Genomic DNA, 20,806 nt, shown 5'->3' with positions numbered 1-20,806 from the left:
TATGAATAAACTACTACTTATTACCTCCTGTCTTATCACAATTCTTATAAATAGCACCTACTTAAATGCTCAGGTAGGAGTGAATACTACTAGTATAGATCCAAGTGCGGTATTAGAAGTTACCTCAACAGATAAAGGTATTCTTATACCTAGAGTAGCATTAATCTCCTCAGATAATGTTGTCACCCCAATAACTAATCCTGCAGCGGGACTTTTTGTTTTTAATACTGCAACATCTAACACACCTAGTTCAAACAGTGTCTCACCAGGTTATTATTATTTTAATGGTATTAGATGGAAACGTATTTTTAATAATGGATTTACTCTAGAATTTAAACAAACAGCAGAGCTTATGGGGTTAGTAAGTTCACAAGCACTACCTGTTCCTGGTCTCGATACTGGAAGGTTTACAGTACCATTTAAGGGAACTTATCAAATCAGTGTTACTTGTTATTATACAGCAGGTGATCCTATAAACAATTCTGACGCAGCGTGTCAAGGAGATTTTAGACTCTACCAAGTAGAAGACGATAATAGCCGTACTTTTTTGGAAATGGCATATTCCATGTCAGAATCTAAATTTATTCCTCAAAGACCTGGTGAATTTAATAATCTAGGTAATCAATTTACATTAATTCATAATATTGATCTAGAAGCAAATACTAGTTATCAATTCTTAGTAGCCGGCAGTCAGTGGTTATGTCACAATACAAATGTGAGTTATTTTGGAAAAGACACAAGTAATTATGAAGGTTCTAATGGCATTACTGAAGGTCAGTATGGAGAACTAACCATATCTCTAGTAGAACAAAAGTAATCACCTTAAAAATCTAAATTATGAAATCAAATTATATATACTCTTGTGTTTTTATCATTTTATTCTCATTTATATCTAAGGCGCAAGTAGGCATAGCTACGTCCACGTTAGATGCAGGAGCTATTTTTCAGGTGGAAAGCAATGACAAAGGAGTATTAATTCCACGTATTAATTTAACTTCTACAATAGACCAAGTTACTATAGCAAATCCTGCTGTAGGGCTCATGATATATAATACCAGTACCGTAACAATAAACGGTAATGATACATCAGTAACTCCAGGACTTTATTATTGGGATGGTGCTAAATGGACTCGCATATTTACACAAGGATGGAGCAGACAGTTTACTCAAACCTCACAAAATGTAGTAAATACGTTAGGAGACATACCAATTAATGGGTTAGACCAGAATATAACTGTTCCATCATCTGGAATCTATAGAGTTTCTGTTACTTCCTATTTTGGCGCTGCCCAAGTACGAAATACAAATCAATTTGATGAGAATGTTGCAACTGCTTCTATACGATTAGATATAGACGGTGCAACTATTGCTGAAAAGCTTATTCCTACGTTTTCAAAATTTGTAGACGATACAGCTACTGGAGGTAATGGATCTATAAACTTCTTTGCTTTATCTAGACAGGCTGTATTTCATAAAGATGTAGAGCTTATTGCAGGCCAGAATTATAATTTTAATGTTATAGGTAGGTTATGGGATTGGTCTAATGTAAATCCAGCAGTAGGTGGTTTTACTTATTTTGGCCTAGACACATCACTTTATGCTCGTAATCCAGGACTAACCGACAATGCTTCTCGTACTAAACTCACAATTAACCTTGTACAACAGTACTAATATAGTATTCAGCTTCTATTAATAAGATCGATAAAAAACATGTTTTGTTGACTATAATGAGCATAAAAGGCTATAAAACTTTATAATTCAAGGGTTTTGACCTGATAGGTTATGAATTCGTGACATTCAGGCATTATATTGCATTATCCCCAATTATACCTATATGAAATATTTCATTGCCTTATTAGTACTTACCATCGGTTCATTTACTGCTGCTCAATTAGGAACAGATGCTCCATGGATGCAAGATTTAATGTTGCGTAAAAATGGATCACAACCTACCTATCAAGAAATAAAAGCTGCAGGAGACGCTTACTGGTCCGTACATGATAAAGATGCAAAAGGTAGTGGTTATAAACCCTTCATGCGTTGGGTAAATAAATCTGAAGCTTTTGTAAAAGCAGATGGGACACTACAATCACCCATAGATTTACAGAACGAGATAAACAAGAATATACTTAAAAATAGTCTGGTAGATAATTCAAATTGGGTTCCTGCTGGTCCATTTACATATACAGAAGCTGGCTCGTGGTCACCTGGTCAGGGTCGTGTAAATACCGTTGCTGTAGATCCTAATAATCCAGACGTTTATTATCTCGGTTCACCTGGTGGTGGTACCTGGAAATCTATAGATGCTGGGGCTACTTGGAATCCTATTACAGACTTTTTAACTGAAATAGGCGCTAGCGCAATTGCCATAGATCCTAACAATTCTAATATAGTTTATGTAGGAACCGGAGATGACGACGGCGGCGATACAGAAAGTATAGGACTTTTAAAGTCTACAGATGCCGGTGCCACTTTCAACCCAACAGATTTAGTATTTACTAGAGGTGGTAATATAAGCGAGGTTTATATAGACCCTACTAACAGTAATACTATTTATGTCTCTTCTAGCAATGGATTTTATAAATCTACAGATGCTGGAGCAAATTTTACTAGAACCTTAAATGAAAATGTAAAGGATATCAAACTTAAACCTGGTAGTCCGAATACCATTTATCTTTCTACAACAAGTTCATTTCATAAATCTATCAACGGTGGTGATACTTGGACACAAATAACCTCAGGACTTCCTTTTAATCATGGTAGATCTGTTATAGGTGTAACACAGGCAAATCCTAATTATGTATACCTACTTATAATTGATAATAATGCAGACCTAGTAGGTGTCTACAGATCTGGTAATAGCGGTAGCTCATTTACTAAAAGAGATACTAGTAATATAGATATTCTAGAAAACAATCAAGGATGGTACGATCTAGCATTAGAAGTTTCTCCTACTAATGCAGAAACTATTTACACGGGATGTCTTAACGTATGGAAATCTACCTCAGGAGGTTCTTCTTTTTTTAAAGTAAATAGCTGGAATAATAGCGCTCAAGCAAGTTATACGCATGCAGACATACACCAAATAAGACAGTTTAACAATGAGTTATTTGTACTCTCTGATGGAGGTATTTATAGAAGTAGAAATGACGGTGGTAGCTTTAGTGATTTAACGTCTGGTGCTCAAATAGGACAGTTTTATAGAGTCGCAGTAGGCAACCAGTCTAGTGCTGACATCGCTGGTGGATTACAAGATAATGGTGGTTTTACTAGAAGTGCAAATGCGTGGACTAACTACTATGGGGCAGATGGTATGGAGGCAGGTATAGATCCTAATAATCCTCAAATACGATATGGGTTCACACAACGTGGTGGTGGTTTATACATATCTACTAACGGTGGTGCAAGCTTAACAAATAGTGTAAACGGCCCAGAACAAGGCAACTGGATTACTCCTTTAAAAACAGATAGTAGAGGAACTATTTATGCTGGCTATACTAGTTTATATAAAGTATCAGGCGGAGCTTTTACTGCAGTTTCTCCATCATTCGGCAGCAATATTGATGTATTAGAGATAGATCCTAATAATGATAATAACATTTTTGTAGGTATAGATCAAAATCTATATTTGAGTACCACTGCAGGTGCTACTTTTACCTTAGTCTCTAGTTTTAACAATAATATTACTTCTATTGAGGTAAATGCAAACGACAGTTCTATTGTTTATGCAGCCACTAGTTTTTCTAACGGTGGTGTTTTTAAAAGTAATAATCAAGGTCGTACTTTCCTAGATATTACTGGTAATCTACCCAACCTAGGTAAAAATACTCTTGCACATCAAGGCTCTAGTATAGATGAGCCTTTATATGTAGGAACCACAGTAGGTGTTTATAAATATGATCAGTCATTAGGCACATGGGAGATTTATTCAAATAACTTACCTAATGTAAACATAAGAGATCTAGAGATCAATACAAACGATAACACGCTTACCGCAGCAACCTATGGTAGAGGTATCTGGCAGTCTTCAGTACAGCAGGCTGCACCTAATTCTGACATACAATTAGTAGAAATACAAAATAATGGAGGTGATATTTCTTGTGGTATAGATGACCTTATGGTGGTTGTAAAAAACACAGGTCTCAATGATATTAGCTCCGTAGATATAAGCTATATCATAGATCGCGGAACCACTGTTTCACAACAAATGACGGTCTCTATTGCTCCTCAAAGACAGACTTCTATAGCCTTATCCGGTATTAACCTAAGTCCAGGCACGCATGCTATTAATATTACTGTAAATACCCCTAACGACTATTTCATCAATAACAATAATCAATCTATTGATATTCTAAGTAACTCTAGTGGTGTAATAAACGACCTACATCAGTTTGAAAACAGAGAGTTTCTGGTTTCTAATTCTGGTAGTGCTTCTTCTTTATGGGAACGTGGTTCCGCAAGTGGAACAATTTTAGGCAGTGCAACAGCAGGATCTTCAAATGTTTATGGAACTAATCTTTCTGGGCAATACGGTAATAATTCTACTAGCTATTTATATTCGGGATGTTATGATCTAACTGGTATTCAAAACCCTGTGTTATCCTTTGACATGGCTTATGATCTAGAAAATAATTGGGATTTACTTTACATGGAATACTCTACAGATGGTGGTAATAACTGGAATACTCTAGGTAGTGCAACCAGCCCTAACTGGTATAACTCGAGTAGATTTCCTGATGGAAATGACTGCTTTAACTGTGTAGGTGCACAATGGACAGGCACCTCAGCAACATTAAATAATTATGATATATCACTTAACTTCTTACGCCGTTTTCCTCAAGTAGTATTTAGATATGTACTTAGAACAGATCAGTCTGTAACTGGAGAAGGTGCGGTAATTGATAATTTTGTAATCAATGGTATTTTAAGTAACGACGCTACATCTATAGAAGACATGTTCTCCATATATCCTAATCCGTCTTCAGGCATGTTTAACATCAGTTGGAATGCTACACAAGATTTTGATTATGATGTGTACGATGTAAGTGGTAAAAGAATTACTGCTCGTAAAAACAATACTGGGACATCACATAATGTAGATTTATCTGGTGTGGCCATAGGTATGTACTTTATTAAAATCACCACCACATCAGGCTCAGTAACTAAAAAACTAATAGTAAAGTAAGGAATAAAAACACTTACATTTAAAAAGACTTTTCTATTTAAGAAAAGTCTTTTTTTGTTTCCGCTTTCGCGAAAGCGAGAACAACAACCATCTTAATTCATTACCAAATACTTAACAATTAGAAGATATAATTTTGATATTTTGCTTTACTAATTTCATTCCAAGGAATTAAAATAACTAAACTTAAAAAAATGAAAATTAAATCCTCTTTACTAATAGCTGCAACAGCTATGGTAACCATGGTATCGTGTAAGGACACGCCTACAACTACCGCTGTTGAAGCAAAAGAACAACCTGGCTTAGAGCTAGGTTACATGGATAAAAATGTATCTCCTAAAGATGACTTTTATCGTTTTGTAAACGGTGTGTGGATAGATTCTACAGAAATTCCTGCAGACCAGACCGTATGGGGTGGTTTTAATAAATTGAGAAAAGATACAGATGCAGACGTGCTTGCTATACTAGATAGAGCAATGAACGATAAGGACTTAGATCCTACATCTGACCAAGCAAAGGCCGTTTATGTTTTTCAGAGTATTATGGATAATGACTCTCGTAACAAGGCAGGTTACCAACCTATAGTACCTTATTTAGAAAAAATAGATGGTATCCATTCATTAGAAGAATTACTTACTGTAAAAGCAGAACTAGGTAAAAAAGGACTAAACGCATTTTTCTCTGTAGGTGTAGGAGCAGATGCTATGGATACTGATATGAATGTAGCACAACTAGGTAATGGTTCTCTAGGTATGGCTCGTGAATATTATGTAGGAGAAGATGCTGACAGTAAAGAGAAGCTTGCAAAATATGAGATGCACATCGCTAGAATGCTAGCTATGACCGGTATGGAGCAAGAAAAAGCTACTGCTACTGCAAGTGAAATCGTTGCTTTTGAAAAATCAATGGCTGTACCTAGATTAGACAAGGTAACTAGAAGAGACCCTAAAAAAACTTACAACCCTATGGCAGTAAGTGGTCTTCAAAAAATTGCTCCTGCTGTAAACTGGAAAACTTATTTCAAAGAAGCCGGAATGAAGGACTTTGATAACCTTATTGTAAGTCAGCCAGATTATATCAAGGCATTAAACTCTATGTGGAAAACATCTAACCTAGAGATCATGAAAAAGTACATGAAATGGAGCATGATTAACGATGCTTCTAACATGCTTTCTACAGAATTAGAAGATGCAAATTTTGATTTCTATAGCAAGACCATGCGTGGTGCAAAAGAACAAAAAGCTCAAAATGAACGTGCTCTAGCTACTGTTAACGGTACGTTAGGAGAAGCGTTAGGTCAACTGTATGTTGATGAGAAGTTCCCACCTGCTGCAAAAGCTAAGGCAAAGGAAATGATTGAGTATGTAAAGAAAGCATATGAAGTACGTATCAATGGACTAGAATGGATGAGTCCAGAAACTAAGGCCAAAGCTATCGAGAAATTAAACGGTATGACCATTAAAATAGGTTATCCTGATACGTGGAAAGATTATTCTGAAATGCAAATAAAAAGCCCTAAAGATGGTGGTACTTTATTTGACAACATGCTAGCTGTACAAGAATACAATTACATGGATAACATGAGTAAACTAGGTGAGAAAGTGGACAAATCAGAATGGTTCATGTCTCCACAAACTGTAAATGCTTATTACAATCCTTATTACAACGAGATTGTTTTTCCTGCAGCTATTTTACAACCACCTTTCTATAATTATGAGGCAGACGCTGCTGTAAACTTCGGTGGTATGGGAGCTGTTATAGGTCATGAAATCTCTCATGGTTTTGATGATAGCGGTGCAAAATTTGCAGCAAACGGTAACATGGTTAACTGGTGGACAGAAGATGACATTAAGCAATTTGAAGAACTAGGTGGCGAGCTTGCTGCTCAATACAGTGCTATAGAAGTTCTTCCTGGAGTGAACATAAACGGTGCTTATACACTAGGAGAAAACATAGGTGATTTAGGTGGTGTAAACGCTGCTTATGACGGTCTTAATATGTGGCTAGAAGATAAAGGAGAAGTTGCAAACATAGATGGTTACACACAACAACAACGTTTCTTTTTAAGCTGGGCAACCGTATGGCGCACAAAGATGAGAGACGAGGCTTTAAAGCAACGTATTAAAGGTGACACGCACTCACCAGGTATGTACCGTGGTTATGTACCACTTCAAAACATTCAAGCTTTTTATGATGCTTTTGATATTAAAGAAGAAGATGGAATGTACATCGCACCAGAAGATCGCGTATTGATCTGGTAAGATTAACACATAAATTATATTAAGGCTTTCTTAACAGAAAGCCTTTTTTTGTACCTAACTGCTATATTTAGCATCTCTTAAATATAAAACATGAAAAATTACATTCTTATTGTTGTGGCTGTTTTTAGTTTCGCTTTCGCCAAAGCGCAATCTAAATCCAACTACGTAAAAGAAAATTACACAAAAACGGTAGAATATATCTCTATGAGAGATGGTGTTAAATTATATACCGTAATCTATGCACCTAAGGATACCTCAAAGGAATATCCTATCATGATGCAACGTACACCATATAGTGTAAGACCTTATGGAGAAGGTGAGTACAAAACATCTCTAGGACCTAACAAATTCATGATGGAAGAAGGTTACATCTTTGTATATCAAGATGTGCGTGGTAGATGGATGAGTGAAGGAGATTATGATAATATGAGACCGCACATACCTGGTAATGATGTAAATAATAAAAAAGATATAGACGAGAGTAGTGATACCTATGACACGATAGACTGGCTGGTAAATAACCTACCTAACAATAATAAAAAAGTAGGTCAGTGGGGAATTTCTTATCCTGGACATTACACCGCAGCTGCATTACCAGAAGCTCACCCATCACTAGCAGCATCTTCACCACAAGCACCCATTGCAGACTTTTTCTTTGACGACTTTCATCACATGGGAGCAACATTACAAAGTTATTTAATGGCTTACCCATTATTCGGTTATCAGTCAGAGCCTACCTCAGAGAGCTGGTATAATGATAAATGGGATAAACTACGTGCAGCAGGAAACATGAAAGATGGTTATGATTTCAACCTGAAAATAGGACCACTTAAAAATGTTACTGAGAACATATTTCCAGAAAACTTCTTCTGGAAACAAGTTGCAGAGCACCCTAATTATGACGAATTCTGGCAAAAACGTGCTATAATCAATCATTTTGATGACGTTAACCATGCCGTAATGACCGTAGGTGGCTGGTTTGATGCAGAGGATCTTTATGGACCACTTAACATTTATAAAAGTGTAGAAAGTAAGAACCCTAGCAACAAAAACAACATGATAGTTATGGGACCATGGAGCCATGGCAACTGGGCTAGAGAACGTGGTAAGCAAATGGTGAATCACATTCACTTCGGTGATAGTATTTCTACTTTTTACCAGAAAAACATTGAAACTCCTTTCTTTGAACATCATTTAAAAGGAAAGAAAAACCCACAATTACCAGAGGCATACATGTTTGATACTGGCGCAAAAAAATGGGAACAATTTACACACTGGCCACCACAACAAGAACAAGTTTCTTTTGGTTTTGGAAAAAACGGTGAGTTATTGATCAACAAGGCTGGCGATAAAAAACAGGAATTCACTTATACGAGTGATCCTATGAAACCAGTACCTTTTAGAAGCGAGATAACACCAGTAACATTTACACCTAGAGCTTACATGACAGACGACCAGCGTCATGCATCTAGAAGACCAGACGTACTTACCTTTCAGACAGAAGTGTTAGAAAATGACATGCGCCTTGCAGGAGAGATAGAAGCAAATCTAGAGGTGATCTTAAATAACATTACAGACGCAGACTTTATAGTAAAAATAATAGACGTATATCCAGATGACGAGCCTAACGGTGCGTATACTCCTAAAGATATATCTCTAGCAGGTTACCAGCAACTGGTGCGTGCAGAAACCTTCAGAGGTAGATTTAGAAATGATTTTTCTAAACCAGAACCTTTTAAAGAAGGAAAGAAAACTAAAGTAAACTTCCCTTTACAAGACATCTTACATACCTTTAAAAAAGGACATAGAGTAATGATACAAATTCACAGCACCTGGTTTCCTTACATAGATCGCAACCCACAGAAATATGTGGACAACATCTTTGAAGCAACAGAAAGTGATTTTACAGTAGGTCAAGTAACTATACTAGGAAGCAGTAAAGTAACCGTAGGAGAAAATGACGGTATTGAAAAAATGTTACCTAAAATGAAGAAGTAAGTTTTAATAAAACATCAACAAAAAGCTCCTTAAATCTAATTGATTCAAGGAGCTTTTTTTATACTTGACATTTAGTAAAACACATCAATAGTTGTATTTTGTCGAATAATTAACGCTTTTTAGCTGTGATAAGAGAATAATTTACATATTCGCAATCCTCTTAAAAAACAGTATTATGGAAGCAAATTACTTAGAAGAAAAAAAGCCTAATACCATAGTTGCAACTTATAAATTAATCACTGGATTAATAAAACTAATTGCTAAGACTTTCTTTTCTTTTTAAAAGCTTCTTTATCCCGTAGTTAAACCTGATCTGCGGCATGCCACTCGGCATAGCTGGTTTCTGTTTCTCTTAATCGTAATGTGTGCAAGGCGATATTACTAGGTAAACGTCTTTTGATCTTATCTGCAAAGTCTATAATCATCATCTCGCTAGTCGGTTGATAATCTACTAGAATTACATCGTGACCACGGTCAGAAAGTTCTTTGGCTAGTTCCACATGCGGTGTGTTTTTATTAAACACTGTCGCATGATCAAATGGATCTACAATCTCTTCTTTGATAATTTTCTTTAAATCACCAAAATCGATCACCATTCCATGCTTCACATGACCTAACTCATCTATAGGTGTCCCGATTACTGTAACGGCTAGTTTATAACTATGGCCGTGTACATTGCGACACTTACCGTCATACCCATAAAGTGCATGACCAGTTTCAAATGTAAATTCTTTTGTTATACGTACTTTTCTCATCCTTTGCGTTTGTATCTATTGTAAATCACTACAATAATGAGAAGTACACCCAATACTAGAAAAAGTCCTGAGCCGCCTAAAAACCCTATGATATCTAAGAACGTATTGTCCTCTATAAGTAACGCTTGCATATGCTATAATTAAGGCGCAAAGATAATGAGATTATGTGAGGATTGTGTGGTGTACGCTTTCGCGAAAGCGGAATTAACACCAACTATATTTCATTAAAAAAGAATCTATTCTATTACCATGGCAGCCACCTTACTTTTAAATTTAAAGTACAAAACGGTTGCGCGTCCTATCATCCAAGCAAAGAAAGCAAACCAGACAGCATGAAGGTTATCATTAAAATAGTCTAGAATAAATAAAACAGGTAAAAACACTAACGCTGTAAGAAGCCACAATAAATTACGCAGGTAAGAAGCCTCTCCCCAACCTTTAAAAATGCCATCGTATACAAAAGCGACTGCATTTATAGGTTGCATGAGTAGCACGATCCAGAAGGAGTTTGCAATAATCTCTAGCACCTCAGGATCGTCTGTAAAACGTGTTCCTAGATAAGGATATAATATGGTGCAAATAACAGCTAGAATAGCCGCCATAACAACACCATAAAGAGAAGTTTTATTTGCTAGATATTTGAGTGAATCGGCATCTTTAGACCCAAATAACTTACCACCTATTGCGTTACCAGCATTTGCAAAACCATCTACTAGAAATGAGAAGAACAACCATACATTCATAAGAACAGCGTGTGCTGCCGCCTCTTCTACCCCATAACTATTTGCAAATCGATAAGAAAAGTAAATCGCTACATTAATGGCTACGGTACGCAAAAAGAAATTTGCAGTAAGACCTATATGTTTCTTCAATTTTTCATGAGGTTGCCATAGGGTCAACTTCATGCTAAAAACGGTCTTTTTATACAAAAAGAAGATAGCTATTAACAACATGACTAACTGTGCGGCGAGACTAGCATATGCAGCACCCATAATACCATAAGCTGGGACAAAACCCTTAATACCGTAAACAAGTATAAAGTTTAAACCTATGTTTACTACTGCGCCAGACAGACTTGCTATCATGGCCCAAGAGGTGTTTTGAAGTCCTCTAAATATTCCGAAAATAGCAAAAGCACACAACGTCATGGGAAAACCTATCGCTCTTATTTGGTAATAACTAGATGCTATAGAAAGCACCTCGTCCTGAGCTTTATAAAGTGTGAATATATAACTAGCCATAGGTGCGGTGACTAGATAGATACAAGTACCTAGAACAATATTTAACCACACCACTTGTGGTATCAAATCATTGATTTTTTCTAGCTGATTTGCTCCTAGCGTATTAGAAACTATAGAAGAGATAGAGGTTTTAGTTTGTGCGAGTGTCCAGATTATGGCACTTAAAAATGTACCTACCAGTCCTATGGCAGCAAGTGCATTTGTAGTATCGCCATCCATCTTACCGATAATTGCAAGATCGGTGATGCTTATAAGAGGCTCTGCTATACCTGCAATTATAGCTGGTATTGCTAGTTTAAGTATTTGAGAAGTATTGATTTGAATAGCCATCGAGATTGCAAAGATAATCTCTTAAATATGACTAGATGGCTTTTTAAATTTATCCGGTTTCTACCCTAAGTTGTTCATACTCTTATGAAACTTAAAAAATGGAAACAAATAATAACAGCAACTGAATGAACCAGCTACTGTTTTTATAAGTATTGAATTTTATTTTTATGCTTGCGCGTTTTGTGGAGCCCAGTGAGAACATAACATTCCTGGAGCTGCTTTCTGTGGGTTTGCACAAGTAGGCCCTTCATACCTAGCACATGATGTACAATTAGGATCGTTTTTTAATGCTGCTTTCATTTCAAAACTATCGCAGGTGTAACTCGTACTTACCTTAACACCGTGAATTTTACAATTTTCATTCTCCATTAAATTCTCACAATTCACACAACTGTTTCCTATTCTTATAGACATAATATTCGATTTTAAGTTAACCAAATATAATCTCAGGCAGGATTAGAAACAATATAAATACTTGATATAAAAGAGTTTATATTTAGACCACTTAAAAATAAAATGAACTATTTACTTCTAAGATACTATTCATTATCAGATTTCTCATTTTTTGTAGCATAGAAATATAAAGAGTGAGTATCTATGGAAACATCAAAAACCTCTTCTATTGTTTTTTTAATTTCTTGAACCATAGGGTCAGAAAACTCTAAAACCTCGCCAGTATCTGTCATGATAATATGATCGTGTTTTCCGTCAAAAAAAGATTTCTCATAATAGGCCACATTATCACCGAATTGATGCCTGCGTACTAAACGAGATTCTATTAAGATATCTAGGGTATTATAAAGTGTTGCTCTACTTACTCTATAATTCTCCTCTATCATTTTTGAGAAAAGTGTATCCACATTTAGGTGTTCTTCAGATTTATATATCTGTTCTAGAATAGCATATCGTTCTGGGGTTTTGCGATGACCGTTTTCTTCTAGAAAGACGGTAAATCTATCTTTAATAATATTAAAACTACTAATACAAGCCATGTTGATTTATTGAGAAAGGTGAGAATTTAGGAAGCTAATAGGTATTGAGACAATAGAAATGATCAGATTTTAATTAAAAGACTCCTCAAACATTACATAGAAGAGCCTTTTAAAGAACTAATCAAACTAAAATCTATAAAGAGGTATCTCCTAAATTAGGATTATACACATAATTAAAAGTGTAAAAACGACTGCTAGCTGTAGTGTCTTGGTTTTCATAATAACTTAAGATCTCTACTTTAGCATACCTACCATCTCTAGTTCTGATAACTAATACTTTTCCTGGAATAGCAGAAATTACGTTAGTCATGAAGTTATAATTGTACCATCCATTATCGCTACCTGCTGGAATTGCGTATCCTTCACTGGTATCTTGAGTAAAAACTAACCCTTCTGCTGTAACAACACTAGCAAATGTTCCTGTAGCAATAGCTGCTGCTGCATCGCCATTCCTTTCAGGCTCGTCTGCAGTACCGGTAGATACTCCACCATTGATAGCAATGGTAGTACCTCTAAAAGCGATATCCCATTCTGTATCACTAGTAGTTTCTAATCCTGTTGAAAAATCAAATTTGGTAAAGTCACCTCCTATTTCTTGTCCCTGACCACCAGTTTGTGGTGCTGGTAAATTAGAAACTGTGTTAGATTCTATAGCTGCTGGCGATACATCGTCATCGCTGCTACAAGATGTAAATCCTAAAAATAGAATGGCGATAGCAATAGTTTTAAAAGTGTTGACTGTTTTCATTTTGGGTAATTGTTTATAGTTAAAATTGATAGTTAAGTTTTATGTATCCTTGAATCCCTGGCTGTGTAGGGATGTTGTTATCTGTATAATCCAGTAGGTTATTTGCTCCAACTTGAAGATTAAAGTCTTGGTAAAAAGTTTTATTTGCAGCAATGTTAGTAGTTACATAACCGTCTATAAAACTTGTATCATAGCTATCTATAAGTCCGTTTCCATTGGTATCAAATTGGGCATATTTACTACGGTATAGCAATCTCATATTTACGTTTGCCTTATATTTTTTTAAATCATAAAAGATTTTAAAATTACCGTTGTGTCTCGAGCGATTAACAAGCCCAAAATATTCTGATCGATCAATCGCAACGGTCTGATTAGTCTGTGCATCGCGCACAAATACATTTCCATCTTCAACAGCTTTTTCTTGAGTTTTATCAAATGCGTACAGTAACTGATAACCAGCACTTAATTTAATAGCCGCTGATACGTTATAGCTAGTATTCACTTCTAACCCAGTAGTATATATCTCATCAAAATTCACGTAACTAAAAACATTCTGTCCATTATTCTTGCGCGCTATAATTCTAGTATCAATTAAGTTTTTAAAATCATTACGGAAAAAATTAAGTTCTGAATTCCATTTTCCTTTCTTAAAGGTCATGCCTAGATTATAACCTATACTACTTTCTGCCTCTAGTGGATCATCTAACTCATTAAGCTGCACAACCACATCTAGAATCTGACCTTGCGCTTGCAAGTCATTTAATTTATCTACCGCGACATTATATCCTAAAACCGTATATCCTACCGCCGAGTTTGTAAAATCAAAATACAACTGTCTAAAATCTGGAGCTTTAAACCCATAACCTACAGATGCTTTTATGGCTATAGATTCACTAAGTTGGTATCTAGCAGCCAGCTTAGGACTAAATTGATTACTGTACTCTGAATGGTTATCAAATCTAGCACCTGCAATAACATTTAATTTTTCTGTAGGGTTTACATCATACTGTCCATAAACATATTGCGAGTTAAAATCTACACGTTGGTCAAAATAAGTTCTATCCAGCGATTCTAGTTGATATCCTACACCAGCTGTTAGAGTACCAGCCGATTCTAACTTATAGTTTGCTCTTATCTCAGGACGTATCAAGGTCTGGTTAAAATCACTATCGGTAAAAGCATCTTCTTCTATAGGATCTTCTAGTCGCTCGTTTGCACGATAATTAGTATAATAAAACTCATAGGAAGTAGAGAGCTTCTCATCCCATTTATGATCTAATCGTGCGTGCGCGTTCCATTCCTTTTCATTGCTATCGCCTTGATATTCTATATCCTCAAAAGTAAATCCAGCATCTTGAGTCTGGTCATAATATCGAGCCGAAGTAAATAGAGATATATTCTCGTTAAAATCATAATATAAACGAGTGTTAAAAGTGTAATTCTCAAAAGGATTAACGGTTTGCCCGCCAGTTTCTGGACTCAAGTCATAACCATCGCTAGAAAAACGATTTGCAAAAAAGCCTATTCTTAATTTATCAAAACGTTTTTTTACGTCAAGATTAATGTCTTGTTGTGTAAAACTGCCCAATCTATAAGAAACGTTTCCGTTTAGTTTTTCAGTTTTAGGCTTTTCAGTAATAATATTGATGACTCCACCCAGCGCTTCACTACCATAAAGACTACTCGCCGGACCTTTAACCACTTCTATTTGTTTGATATTACCTACTGTAATTCTACTAAGGTCAAAATTACCTGCACTGCGTCCTACTAGTGGTACACCGTCTACTAGAATAAGAATATAGTCTGACGATATTCCCTGTATTTGTACACCTTCAAAACCACTCTCATCAGACACCGTTATGATACCTGTTTGCTCGCTAAGAATTTCATCTAGTCGTATAGTTCCTGACTGTAAAATGTTCTTTTTAGAAATAAGAGTCACTGGTAATGGTAGTGAAGATAATTGTCTTTCTGTACGTGTTGCTGTAAGGACTATTTCTTCTAGCTTTTCTGTTGCTGTAGAGTCGATTACAGTTTGTTGGGCTACCGCTTTCGCGAAAGCGATAAAACTCAATACACTTATAAACAAATATTTACACATATCACTACTTAGAATCATTCTTAATAAAGTGCAAATATATCATTTATTATTATTTAGAATAAATAAATATAAGTATTTTTGCAGGAGAATAATTTTCAAAAAAATCCAAAATGAAAACTAGCTATCTTACCCTACTTACTTTTATTACCGTCTTGTTTGCCACTGCACAAGACAAGAAACAACAAGACCAAACAGCCATTAAAGACATGTGTGGTTGTTATGAAGTGACTTTTAATTTTACAGAGACCTTTAATTATTCTAACGACTCTCTTTATAAACCGTCTGCAACTAAAGTGGATAAAGCGCTAGAATGGGCACAGTTAGTAACTGATGAAGAGAATAAAATTCAAATACAGCATTTATTACAAGTAGGTAACCCTGCAGAGCCGATGATTATTAAACACTGGAGACAGGACTGGCTGTTTGAAAATCAAGATCTATACACGTTTGATGTAAATAACAAATGGGTTTATGAGCATAAAGCAAAAAATGATGTTGCAGGACAGTGGACACAAAAGGTATATCAAGTAGATGACAGCCCGAGATATGAGGGTAGTTCTACGTGGGTGCATGTAGATGGCAAGAGTTATTGGGAAAACACAACTCCAGCACCACTGGCAAGAAGAGAATACACCACACGTAGTGACTATAATGTTCTTTTAAGAGGTAACAGACAAGAAATTACAGATTATGGCTGGTTACACGATCAGGATAACCATAAAATAATCAAAGAAGAAGGAAAAGAAGATGTCCTTCTAGCCAAAGAAAAAGGTTATAACACTTATGTAAAAGTGGATGACAGCCGCTGTAAAGCTGCTGCAAACTGGTGGAAAGAAAACACAGCAAAGTGGGAACTGGTAAGAGCTAAATGGGATAATGTCTATGCTCGCAATAAAGACCTAGCTCTGGAAGAAAAAGTGGGTAACAAAGTTCTTTACAAGCATCTTTTTGATGACACGGTGACTGAAAAGGAACAAATAGACCCAATTATTGAATCATTTGTAAAAAAATAAATCACCATGAAAAATATTTTTATACAACTAGCTTTCTTGCTCATAGGTTATTGCGCTATTGCTCAACAAAATACTTTCTATTCTAGTGATTTCTGGAAAACAAATCCTAACCTCAATGAGGTGAAATCGCTAATAGAAAAAGGAAATGATCCAGTGTCGATGAATCAGAACGGTTTTGACGCAACAGTATATGCGATTATACGTCATGCAGATAACGATGTTATAGAACACCTTCTATCTATAGAAGGAAACATACCTAACAAGAAAACTCATGACAGCCGTAACTATTTACATTGGGCTGCCTATTCTGGTAATGTAACTATCGTAAAGCAATTATTAAAGCTAGGATCTTCTGTAACACAGCCAGACAGTCACGGAAACACACCTCTTATGTTTGCCGCAAATGCCGGCACTAAGGATCCTGCTATCTATGACGCTTTTAAAAATCATGGAGTAGACTTAGTAAATGAGAAAAATGAACAAGGAGCCACTATCTTACTAGCCCTTGCTCCACATTTAGAAAATGAGAAAGAACTGTCTAGTTTTTTATCATACGGTTTAAAGCTAGAAACAGTAGATAATGATGGTAATAATGTCTTTCATTATGCTGCAAAAAAAGGAAACCTTTCTTTTTTACAAGTGCTTATAGATAAAGGTGTAGACTTTAAAGCAACTAATAAGAATGGTGGTAATGCTATTCTTATGGCTAGTCGTGGTGCACGTAACTATCAAAATACTCAAGATGTGTATGCCTTTTTAGAAAATCTAGGAATTAAGGTAAATGTAGTAGGTGATAACGGTCGCAATCCATTGCACAGTATCGCTTATAGAAACAAAGATCTAGATCTTTTTACTTATTTCTTAGACCACGGTGTAGATGTTAACCTAAAAGATGATAACGGAAATTCTCCTTTTATGAATGCTGCAGCAAGTAATAACTTAAAGGTTGTACAGTTTTTATCTGAAAAAGTAACCGATATAAACGCGCATAATAGCGCTGGTAACACGGCACTTTCTATGGCGGTAAGTAGAAATAAAGCAGCCGTTGTTGAGTTTTTATTAGCTCATAAAGCAAATGCACAGGTAACAGATAATAAAGGAAATAACCTGGCTTATTATTTAGTCCATTCTTATAATTCTAGAAACGTAGAAGACTTTAAAACAAAAATGAAATTATTGCAAAGTAAAAAAGTGTCTATGACTGCAACACAATCTGGCGGTAATACTTTATATCATATTGCTGCAGGTGAGAATGATTTAAAGTTAATACAGTTGCTTGAAGGTCTCAAAATAGACATTAATAAAAAGAATGAAGAAGGTCTAACTGCCTTACACATCGCAGCAATGAAAGCAAAAGATGATAAGGTCATTAAATACCTTATCGATAAAGGCGCAGACACAAAACTTACTACAGATTTTGAAGAATCTGTTTATGATCTAGCAATGGAAAATGAAATTCTTCAAAAGAATAACACCTCTTTAAACTTCCTTAAATAATGAAGACACTTTTCAAAGTATTACCAGTTTTTATATTAAGCTCTTTTTTATTAATCAGTTTTATATCACCAGTAGAAAAAGCCAGCTATAAATGTATGATCCAGTTAAAGAATTATACTGGAGAAGGTGCTTATGTAGTTATCTCTCTTCTTAATCCAGCAGGAGAATATGAAGAGACCATCTATGTACAAGGTAAAGATAGTGAGTGGTACAGCGAGCTAGGACAGTGGTGGAAATTCTATGGTAAACACCGTCCAGATATAGATGCTATATCTGGTGCCACTATAAGTGGTGGAGAGCGCACAATAAGTGTTATTAACTTGCCTAAGGATAAAATAGATAAAGGATACAGCATCCGTTTTGAAACTGCAGTAGAAGATCAAGAATACTATGCTCAAGATCTTCAATTTGAACTTACAACAGCAAACTTAAAAGGTAAAAAAGAAGGAACCGGTTTTATACGTTACGTACGACTATTGCCACAGTAACCTATATTTTATGACGCTTTCTTTATGGAGATATAGTCACTTACTCCTCGCATTATTTTCTTCATTGTTTTTAATAGTCGCATCAGTTACTGGTGTGGTACTCGCTATGGAACCTATTTCTAATGCTACGCAAAATTATCATGTGGTAGATCTAGAAGATGTTTCTCTAGCAAGAACTCTTACACAATTAAAAAAAAACAATGAAGAGGTATTATCTATAAAAGTAACTGCAGATTCCTATGTGATAGCGTCAGTTATTACACTAGATGGGACGAGTCAAGATGTTTATATACATCCAGAAACTGGAGCGTCATTAGGGTTAGTAATAGAGAGAGCGCCTATCTATAGATGGACCACTAATCTACATAGATCTTTGTTCTTAAAAAGTATAGGGCGCATTTTTGTAGGTATCGTCTCTTTACTTCTTTGCTTTATCGCCTTCACTGGTATTTTATTATTAATACAACGTCAGGGCGGTTTTCTTAAATTATATGGAAAGATTAAAGAACGTGATTTTAATCAGCGTTATCATATCATATTAGGTAGGTGGTTGTTATTCCCTATTCTAATAATAGCAGTAACAGGCGTCTACCTGTCTGCAGAGAAGTTTGATCTAACGCCTAGTATCTCCATAGAACATAACTGGAGTAAAGAACCTTCTATAGAACTATCTAGTGGAGAGTTAATCGACATTCCGTTTTTTCAGGAATTAAAAATGTCGCAAATAGACCAACTTAGTTTGCCTTTTTCTGAGGACCAGTTGGATTATTTTGAGATTACCTTACATGATCGCGATCTTTTAGTAGATCAATATTCTGGTGAGATCATAAGTGAAGTACCGCATCCTTTTGCACATATTCTATCCTCGTGGAGTATGACATTGCACACAGGAAGCGGCAGCATCATTTGGTCTGTAATTTTACTTATCTCTAGTGCTAGTATTTTATTTTTCATCTTCTCTGGTATTGCGATGTACCTAAAAAGACGCAAAAAAGCTGTAAAAACTATAGCTCTAGCAAATAAAAAAGATGCAGAAATAGTAATTCTTGTGGGATCAGAAGGTGGTAGTACGTTCGCTTTCGCGAAAGCGATATCAAATCAATTATCTCAACAAGGGAAAAAAGTTTACTTAAGCTCTCTGAACGAATACAGCATCTATGAGAAAGCTACCCAATTTATCATATTCACAGCCACCTATGGCGATGGTGATGCACCTACTAATGCGAGGCACTTTCTACAAAAATTAACTGTTATAGAACAACCTAATCCTATACGATTTGCAGTCTTAGGATTTGGCTCTAGAGATTATGATCACTTTTGTAAATATGCCGTAGAGGTAGACACAGCTTTAAAAGGGCAAGCTGGTTTTACACCCATGTTACCACTAGATAAAATTAATAGTAACGATGCTCAAGAAATTGAAAAGTGGTTAGAAAAATATAAAAGACAGACTGGTATAACTTTAAAAAACGCCGATTTTAAAGAACCTACTTATTCTACATTCAAGGTAATAAAATGCTCTGTATTAAATCTAGACGACACCTTTTTATTGTGTATCCAGCCTCATAAAAAATTAAAATATAAGTCTGGAGATATATTATACATTTTGCCACCAGATGAAACTAAGCCACGTGCTTATTCTATCGCTAGAATAGATGACTACATACTATTAAGTATTAAAAAGCACGATCGCGGTGTATGCTCTACTTATCTCAATGAATTAAAAATTGGTGATCAAATAGAGGCTTACATAAAACAGAATGAAAAATTCCATCTTCCTAAAAAAGAACGATCAGTTATTATGATTTCTAATGGTACTGGTATCGCACCATTCTTAGGAATGATTAATGAGAAGAAAAGTAAAAAAAGAGAACTACATCTATATTGGGGTGGTCGTAGTACAGGTAGTTTTGATTTATACCAGCCTTATCTCAAACAGACCTCTTTATCTAGTCTACGACTGGCCTATTCTAGAGAAATGGATAAAAGGTATATACAACACAAAATATGGGATCAAAGGGTAGAAATAGCAATTCTACTATCTAACGGTAGTCCCATTATGATTTGTGGATCTCTTGCAATGATGAATGATGTGCTAGCAACAATAGAAAAAATAACCATAGAACAGCTAGGGAAACCTTTAAGTGTTTTTGAACAAAGAGGACAAGTACTTACCGACTGTTATTAAAACGATAGACTT

The 20,806-nt window shown here is 35.6% G+C and carries 16 protein-coding genes; 9 read left to right on the top strand and 7 right to left on the bottom strand.

Features of this window, described 5'->3' with window-relative positions; all coding sequences use genetic code 11:
- Position 1 precedes the first annotated feature (1 nt).
- The 5 genes from ACJJVJ_RS10735 (at position 2) to ACJJVJ_RS10715 (ending at position 9,441) form a co-directional block, all read left to right on the top strand.
- The gene (locus ACJJVJ_RS10735; protein ID WP_405370211.1) at positions 2-817 is read left to right on the top strand and encodes a hypothetical protein; all 816 of its coding nucleotides are present in this window, start codon (positions 2-4) and stop codon (positions 815-817) included.
- A gap of 20 nt (positions 818-837) precedes the next feature.
- The gene (locus tag ACJJVJ_RS10730) at positions 838-1,671 is read left to right on the top strand and encodes a hypothetical protein (RefSeq protein WP_104514113.1); all 834 of its coding nucleotides are present in this window, start codon (positions 838-840) and stop codon (positions 1,669-1,671) included.
- A 163-nt stretch (positions 1,672-1,834) separates the two neighbouring features.
- Positions 1,835-5,185, top strand: a complete 3,351-nt coding sequence (locus ACJJVJ_RS10725) for a T9SS type A sorting domain-containing protein (RefSeq protein ID WP_405370210.1) — start codon at positions 1,835-1,837, stop codon at positions 5,183-5,185.
- A gap of 191 nt (positions 5,186-5,376) precedes the next feature.
- Entirely contained in the window at positions 5,377-7,443 is a 2,067-nt protein-coding gene (locus ACJJVJ_RS10720) for a M13 family metallopeptidase (RefSeq protein ID WP_405370208.1), read from the top strand.
- A 90-nt stretch (positions 7,444-7,533) separates the two neighbouring features.
- On the top strand, positions 7,534-9,441 hold the full coding sequence (locus ACJJVJ_RS10715; RefSeq protein ID WP_405370206.1) for a CocE/NonD family hydrolase: 1,908 nt from the start codon (positions 7,534-7,536) through the stop codon (positions 9,439-9,441).
- Between the two features lie 302 nt (positions 9,442-9,743).
- On the opposite strand, the gene ACJJVJ_RS10710 is transcribed toward ACJJVJ_RS10715, so the two are convergent.
- From ACJJVJ_RS10710 to ACJJVJ_RS10680, 7 genes are all read right to left on the bottom strand, one after another.
- Entirely contained in the window at positions 9,744-10,196 is a 453-nt protein-coding gene (locus ACJJVJ_RS10710; RefSeq protein WP_104514116.1) for a 6-carboxytetrahydropterin synthase, read from the bottom strand.
- Positions 10,193-10,327 (bottom strand): hypothetical protein, encoded by a 135-nt coding sequence (locus ACJJVJ_RS10705; protein WP_262497502.1) that lies wholly within the window; start codon positions 10,325-10,327, stop codon positions 10,193-10,195. Before ACJJVJ_RS10705 ends, ACJJVJ_RS10710 begins: the two co-directional genes overlap by 4 nt.
- Before the next feature lie 105 nt (positions 10,328-10,432).
- The gene (locus ACJJVJ_RS10700; protein ID WP_405370203.1) at positions 10,433-11,767 is read right to left on the bottom strand and encodes an MATE family efflux transporter; all 1,335 of its coding nucleotides are present in this window, start codon (positions 11,765-11,767) and stop codon (positions 10,433-10,435) included.
- Between the two features lie 165 nt (positions 11,768-11,932).
- Positions 11,933-12,181, bottom strand: coding sequence for a hypothetical protein (locus ACJJVJ_RS10695; protein WP_104514118.1), 249 nt, complete (start codon positions 12,179-12,181; stop codon positions 11,933-11,935).
- Between the two features lie 125 nt (positions 12,182-12,306).
- Positions 12,307-12,759 carry a Fur family transcriptional regulator gene (locus ACJJVJ_RS10690; RefSeq protein WP_104514119.1) on the bottom strand — a complete coding sequence of 151 codons (453 nt, stop codon included), beginning with the start codon at positions 12,757-12,759 and terminating at the stop codon, positions 12,307-12,309.
- Positions 12,760-12,892: 133 nt separating this feature from the next.
- Positions 12,893-13,507 carry an HmuY family protein gene (locus ACJJVJ_RS10685; RefSeq protein WP_405370201.1) on the bottom strand — a complete coding sequence of 205 codons (615 nt, stop codon included), beginning with the start codon at positions 13,505-13,507 and terminating at the stop codon, positions 12,893-12,895.
- A gap of 19 nt (positions 13,508-13,526) precedes the next feature.
- Positions 13,527-15,608: a TonB-dependent receptor plug domain-containing protein gene (locus ACJJVJ_RS10680; RefSeq protein WP_405370199.1), complete on the bottom strand. Its 2,082-nt coding sequence runs from the start codon at positions 15,606-15,608 to the stop codon at positions 13,527-13,529.
- 110 nt (positions 15,609-15,718) lie between these two features.
- Here ACJJVJ_RS10680 and ACJJVJ_RS10675 point away from each other — a divergent pair, with 110 nt between their 5' ends.
- From ACJJVJ_RS10675 to ACJJVJ_RS10660, 4 genes are read left to right on the top strand one after another with little or no spacing between them, the layout of a single operon-like run.
- Entirely contained in the window at positions 15,719-16,621 is a 903-nt protein-coding gene (locus ACJJVJ_RS10675) for a DUF6607 family protein (protein ID WP_405370198.1), read from the top strand.
- Positions 16,622-16,627: 6 nt separating this feature from the next.
- Positions 16,628-18,118 carry an ankyrin repeat domain-containing protein gene (locus ACJJVJ_RS10670; RefSeq protein ID WP_405370196.1) on the top strand — a complete coding sequence of 497 codons (1,491 nt, stop codon included), beginning with the start codon at positions 16,628-16,630 and terminating at the stop codon, positions 18,116-18,118.
- A complete protein-coding gene (locus ACJJVJ_RS10665; RefSeq protein ID WP_405370195.1) occupies positions 18,118-18,606 on the top strand; it encodes a DUF2271 domain-containing protein in 489 nt (162 codons plus the stop codon). Before ACJJVJ_RS10670 ends, ACJJVJ_RS10665 begins: the two co-directional genes overlap by 1 nt.
- Before the next feature lie 10 nt (positions 18,607-18,616).
- A complete protein-coding gene (locus ACJJVJ_RS10660; protein WP_405370193.1) occupies positions 18,617-20,794 on the top strand; it encodes a PepSY domain-containing protein in 2,178 nt (725 codons plus the stop codon).
- Positions 20,795-20,806: the final 12 nt, after the last annotated feature.

It is taken from the genome of Nonlabens sp. Asnod2-A12, assembly GCF_045063745.1.
Classification (GTDB): domain Bacteria; phylum Bacteroidota; class Bacteroidia; order Flavobacteriales; family Flavobacteriaceae; genus Nonlabens; species Nonlabens xylanidelens.
Note: the sequence above shows the minus strand (reverse complement) of the source record. Positions and strands in the feature narration are given on the sequence as shown.

What these genes read in the sequence shown, in the direction of transcription:
- ACJJVJ_RS10735 (WP_405370211.1), top strand. Translation starts at nt 2, where the DNA reads ATGAATAAACTACTACTTATTACCTCCTGTCTTATCACAATTCTTATA.
- ACJJVJ_RS10730 (WP_104514113.1), top strand. Translation starts at nt 838, where the DNA reads ATGAAATCAAATTATATATACTCTTGTGTTTTTATCATTTTATTCTCA.
- ACJJVJ_RS10725 (WP_405370210.1), top strand. Translation starts at nt 1,835, where the DNA reads ATGAAATATTTCATTGCCTTATTAGTACTTACCATCGGTTCATTTACT.
- ACJJVJ_RS10720 (WP_405370208.1), top strand. Translation starts at nt 5,377, where the DNA reads ATGAAAATTAAATCCTCTTTACTAATAGCTGCAACAGCTATGGTAACC.
- ACJJVJ_RS10715 (WP_405370206.1), top strand. Translation starts at nt 7,534, where the DNA reads ATGAAAAATTACATTCTTATTGTTGTGGCTGTTTTTAGTTTCGCTTTC.
- ACJJVJ_RS10710 (WP_104514116.1), bottom strand. Translation starts at nt 10,196, where the DNA reads ATGAGAAAAGTACGTATAACAAAAGAATTTACATTTGAAACTGGTCAT.
- ACJJVJ_RS10705 (WP_262497502.1), bottom strand. Translation starts at nt 10,327, where the DNA reads ATGCAAGCGTTACTTATAGAGGACAATACGTTCTTAGATATCATAGGG.
- ACJJVJ_RS10700 (WP_405370203.1), bottom strand. Translation starts at nt 11,767, where the DNA reads ATGGCTATTCAAATCAATACTTCTCAAATACTTAAACTAGCAATACCA.
- ACJJVJ_RS10695 (WP_104514118.1), bottom strand. Translation starts at nt 12,181, where the DNA reads ATGTCTATAAGAATAGGAAACAGTTGTGTGAATTGTGAGAATTTAATG.
- ACJJVJ_RS10690 (WP_104514119.1), bottom strand. Translation starts at nt 12,759, where the DNA reads ATGGCTTGTATTAGTAGTTTTAATATTATTAAAGATAGATTTACCGTC.
- ACJJVJ_RS10685 (WP_405370201.1), bottom strand. Translation starts at nt 13,507, where the DNA reads ATGAAAACAGTCAACACTTTTAAAACTATTGCTATCGCCATTCTATTT.
- ACJJVJ_RS10680 (WP_405370199.1), bottom strand. Translation starts at nt 15,608, where the DNA reads ATGTGTAAATATTTGTTTATAAGTGTATTGAGTTTTATCGCTTTCGCG.
- ACJJVJ_RS10675 (WP_405370198.1), top strand. Translation starts at nt 15,719, where the DNA reads ATGAAAACTAGCTATCTTACCCTACTTACTTTTATTACCGTCTTGTTT.
- ACJJVJ_RS10670 (WP_405370196.1), top strand. Translation starts at nt 16,628, where the DNA reads ATGAAAAATATTTTTATACAACTAGCTTTCTTGCTCATAGGTTATTGC.
- ACJJVJ_RS10665 (WP_405370195.1), top strand. Translation starts at nt 18,118, where the DNA reads ATGAAGACACTTTTCAAAGTATTACCAGTTTTTATATTAAGCTCTTTT.
- ACJJVJ_RS10660 (WP_405370193.1), top strand. Translation starts at nt 18,617, where the DNA reads ATGACGCTTTCTTTATGGAGATATAGTCACTTACTCCTCGCATTATTT.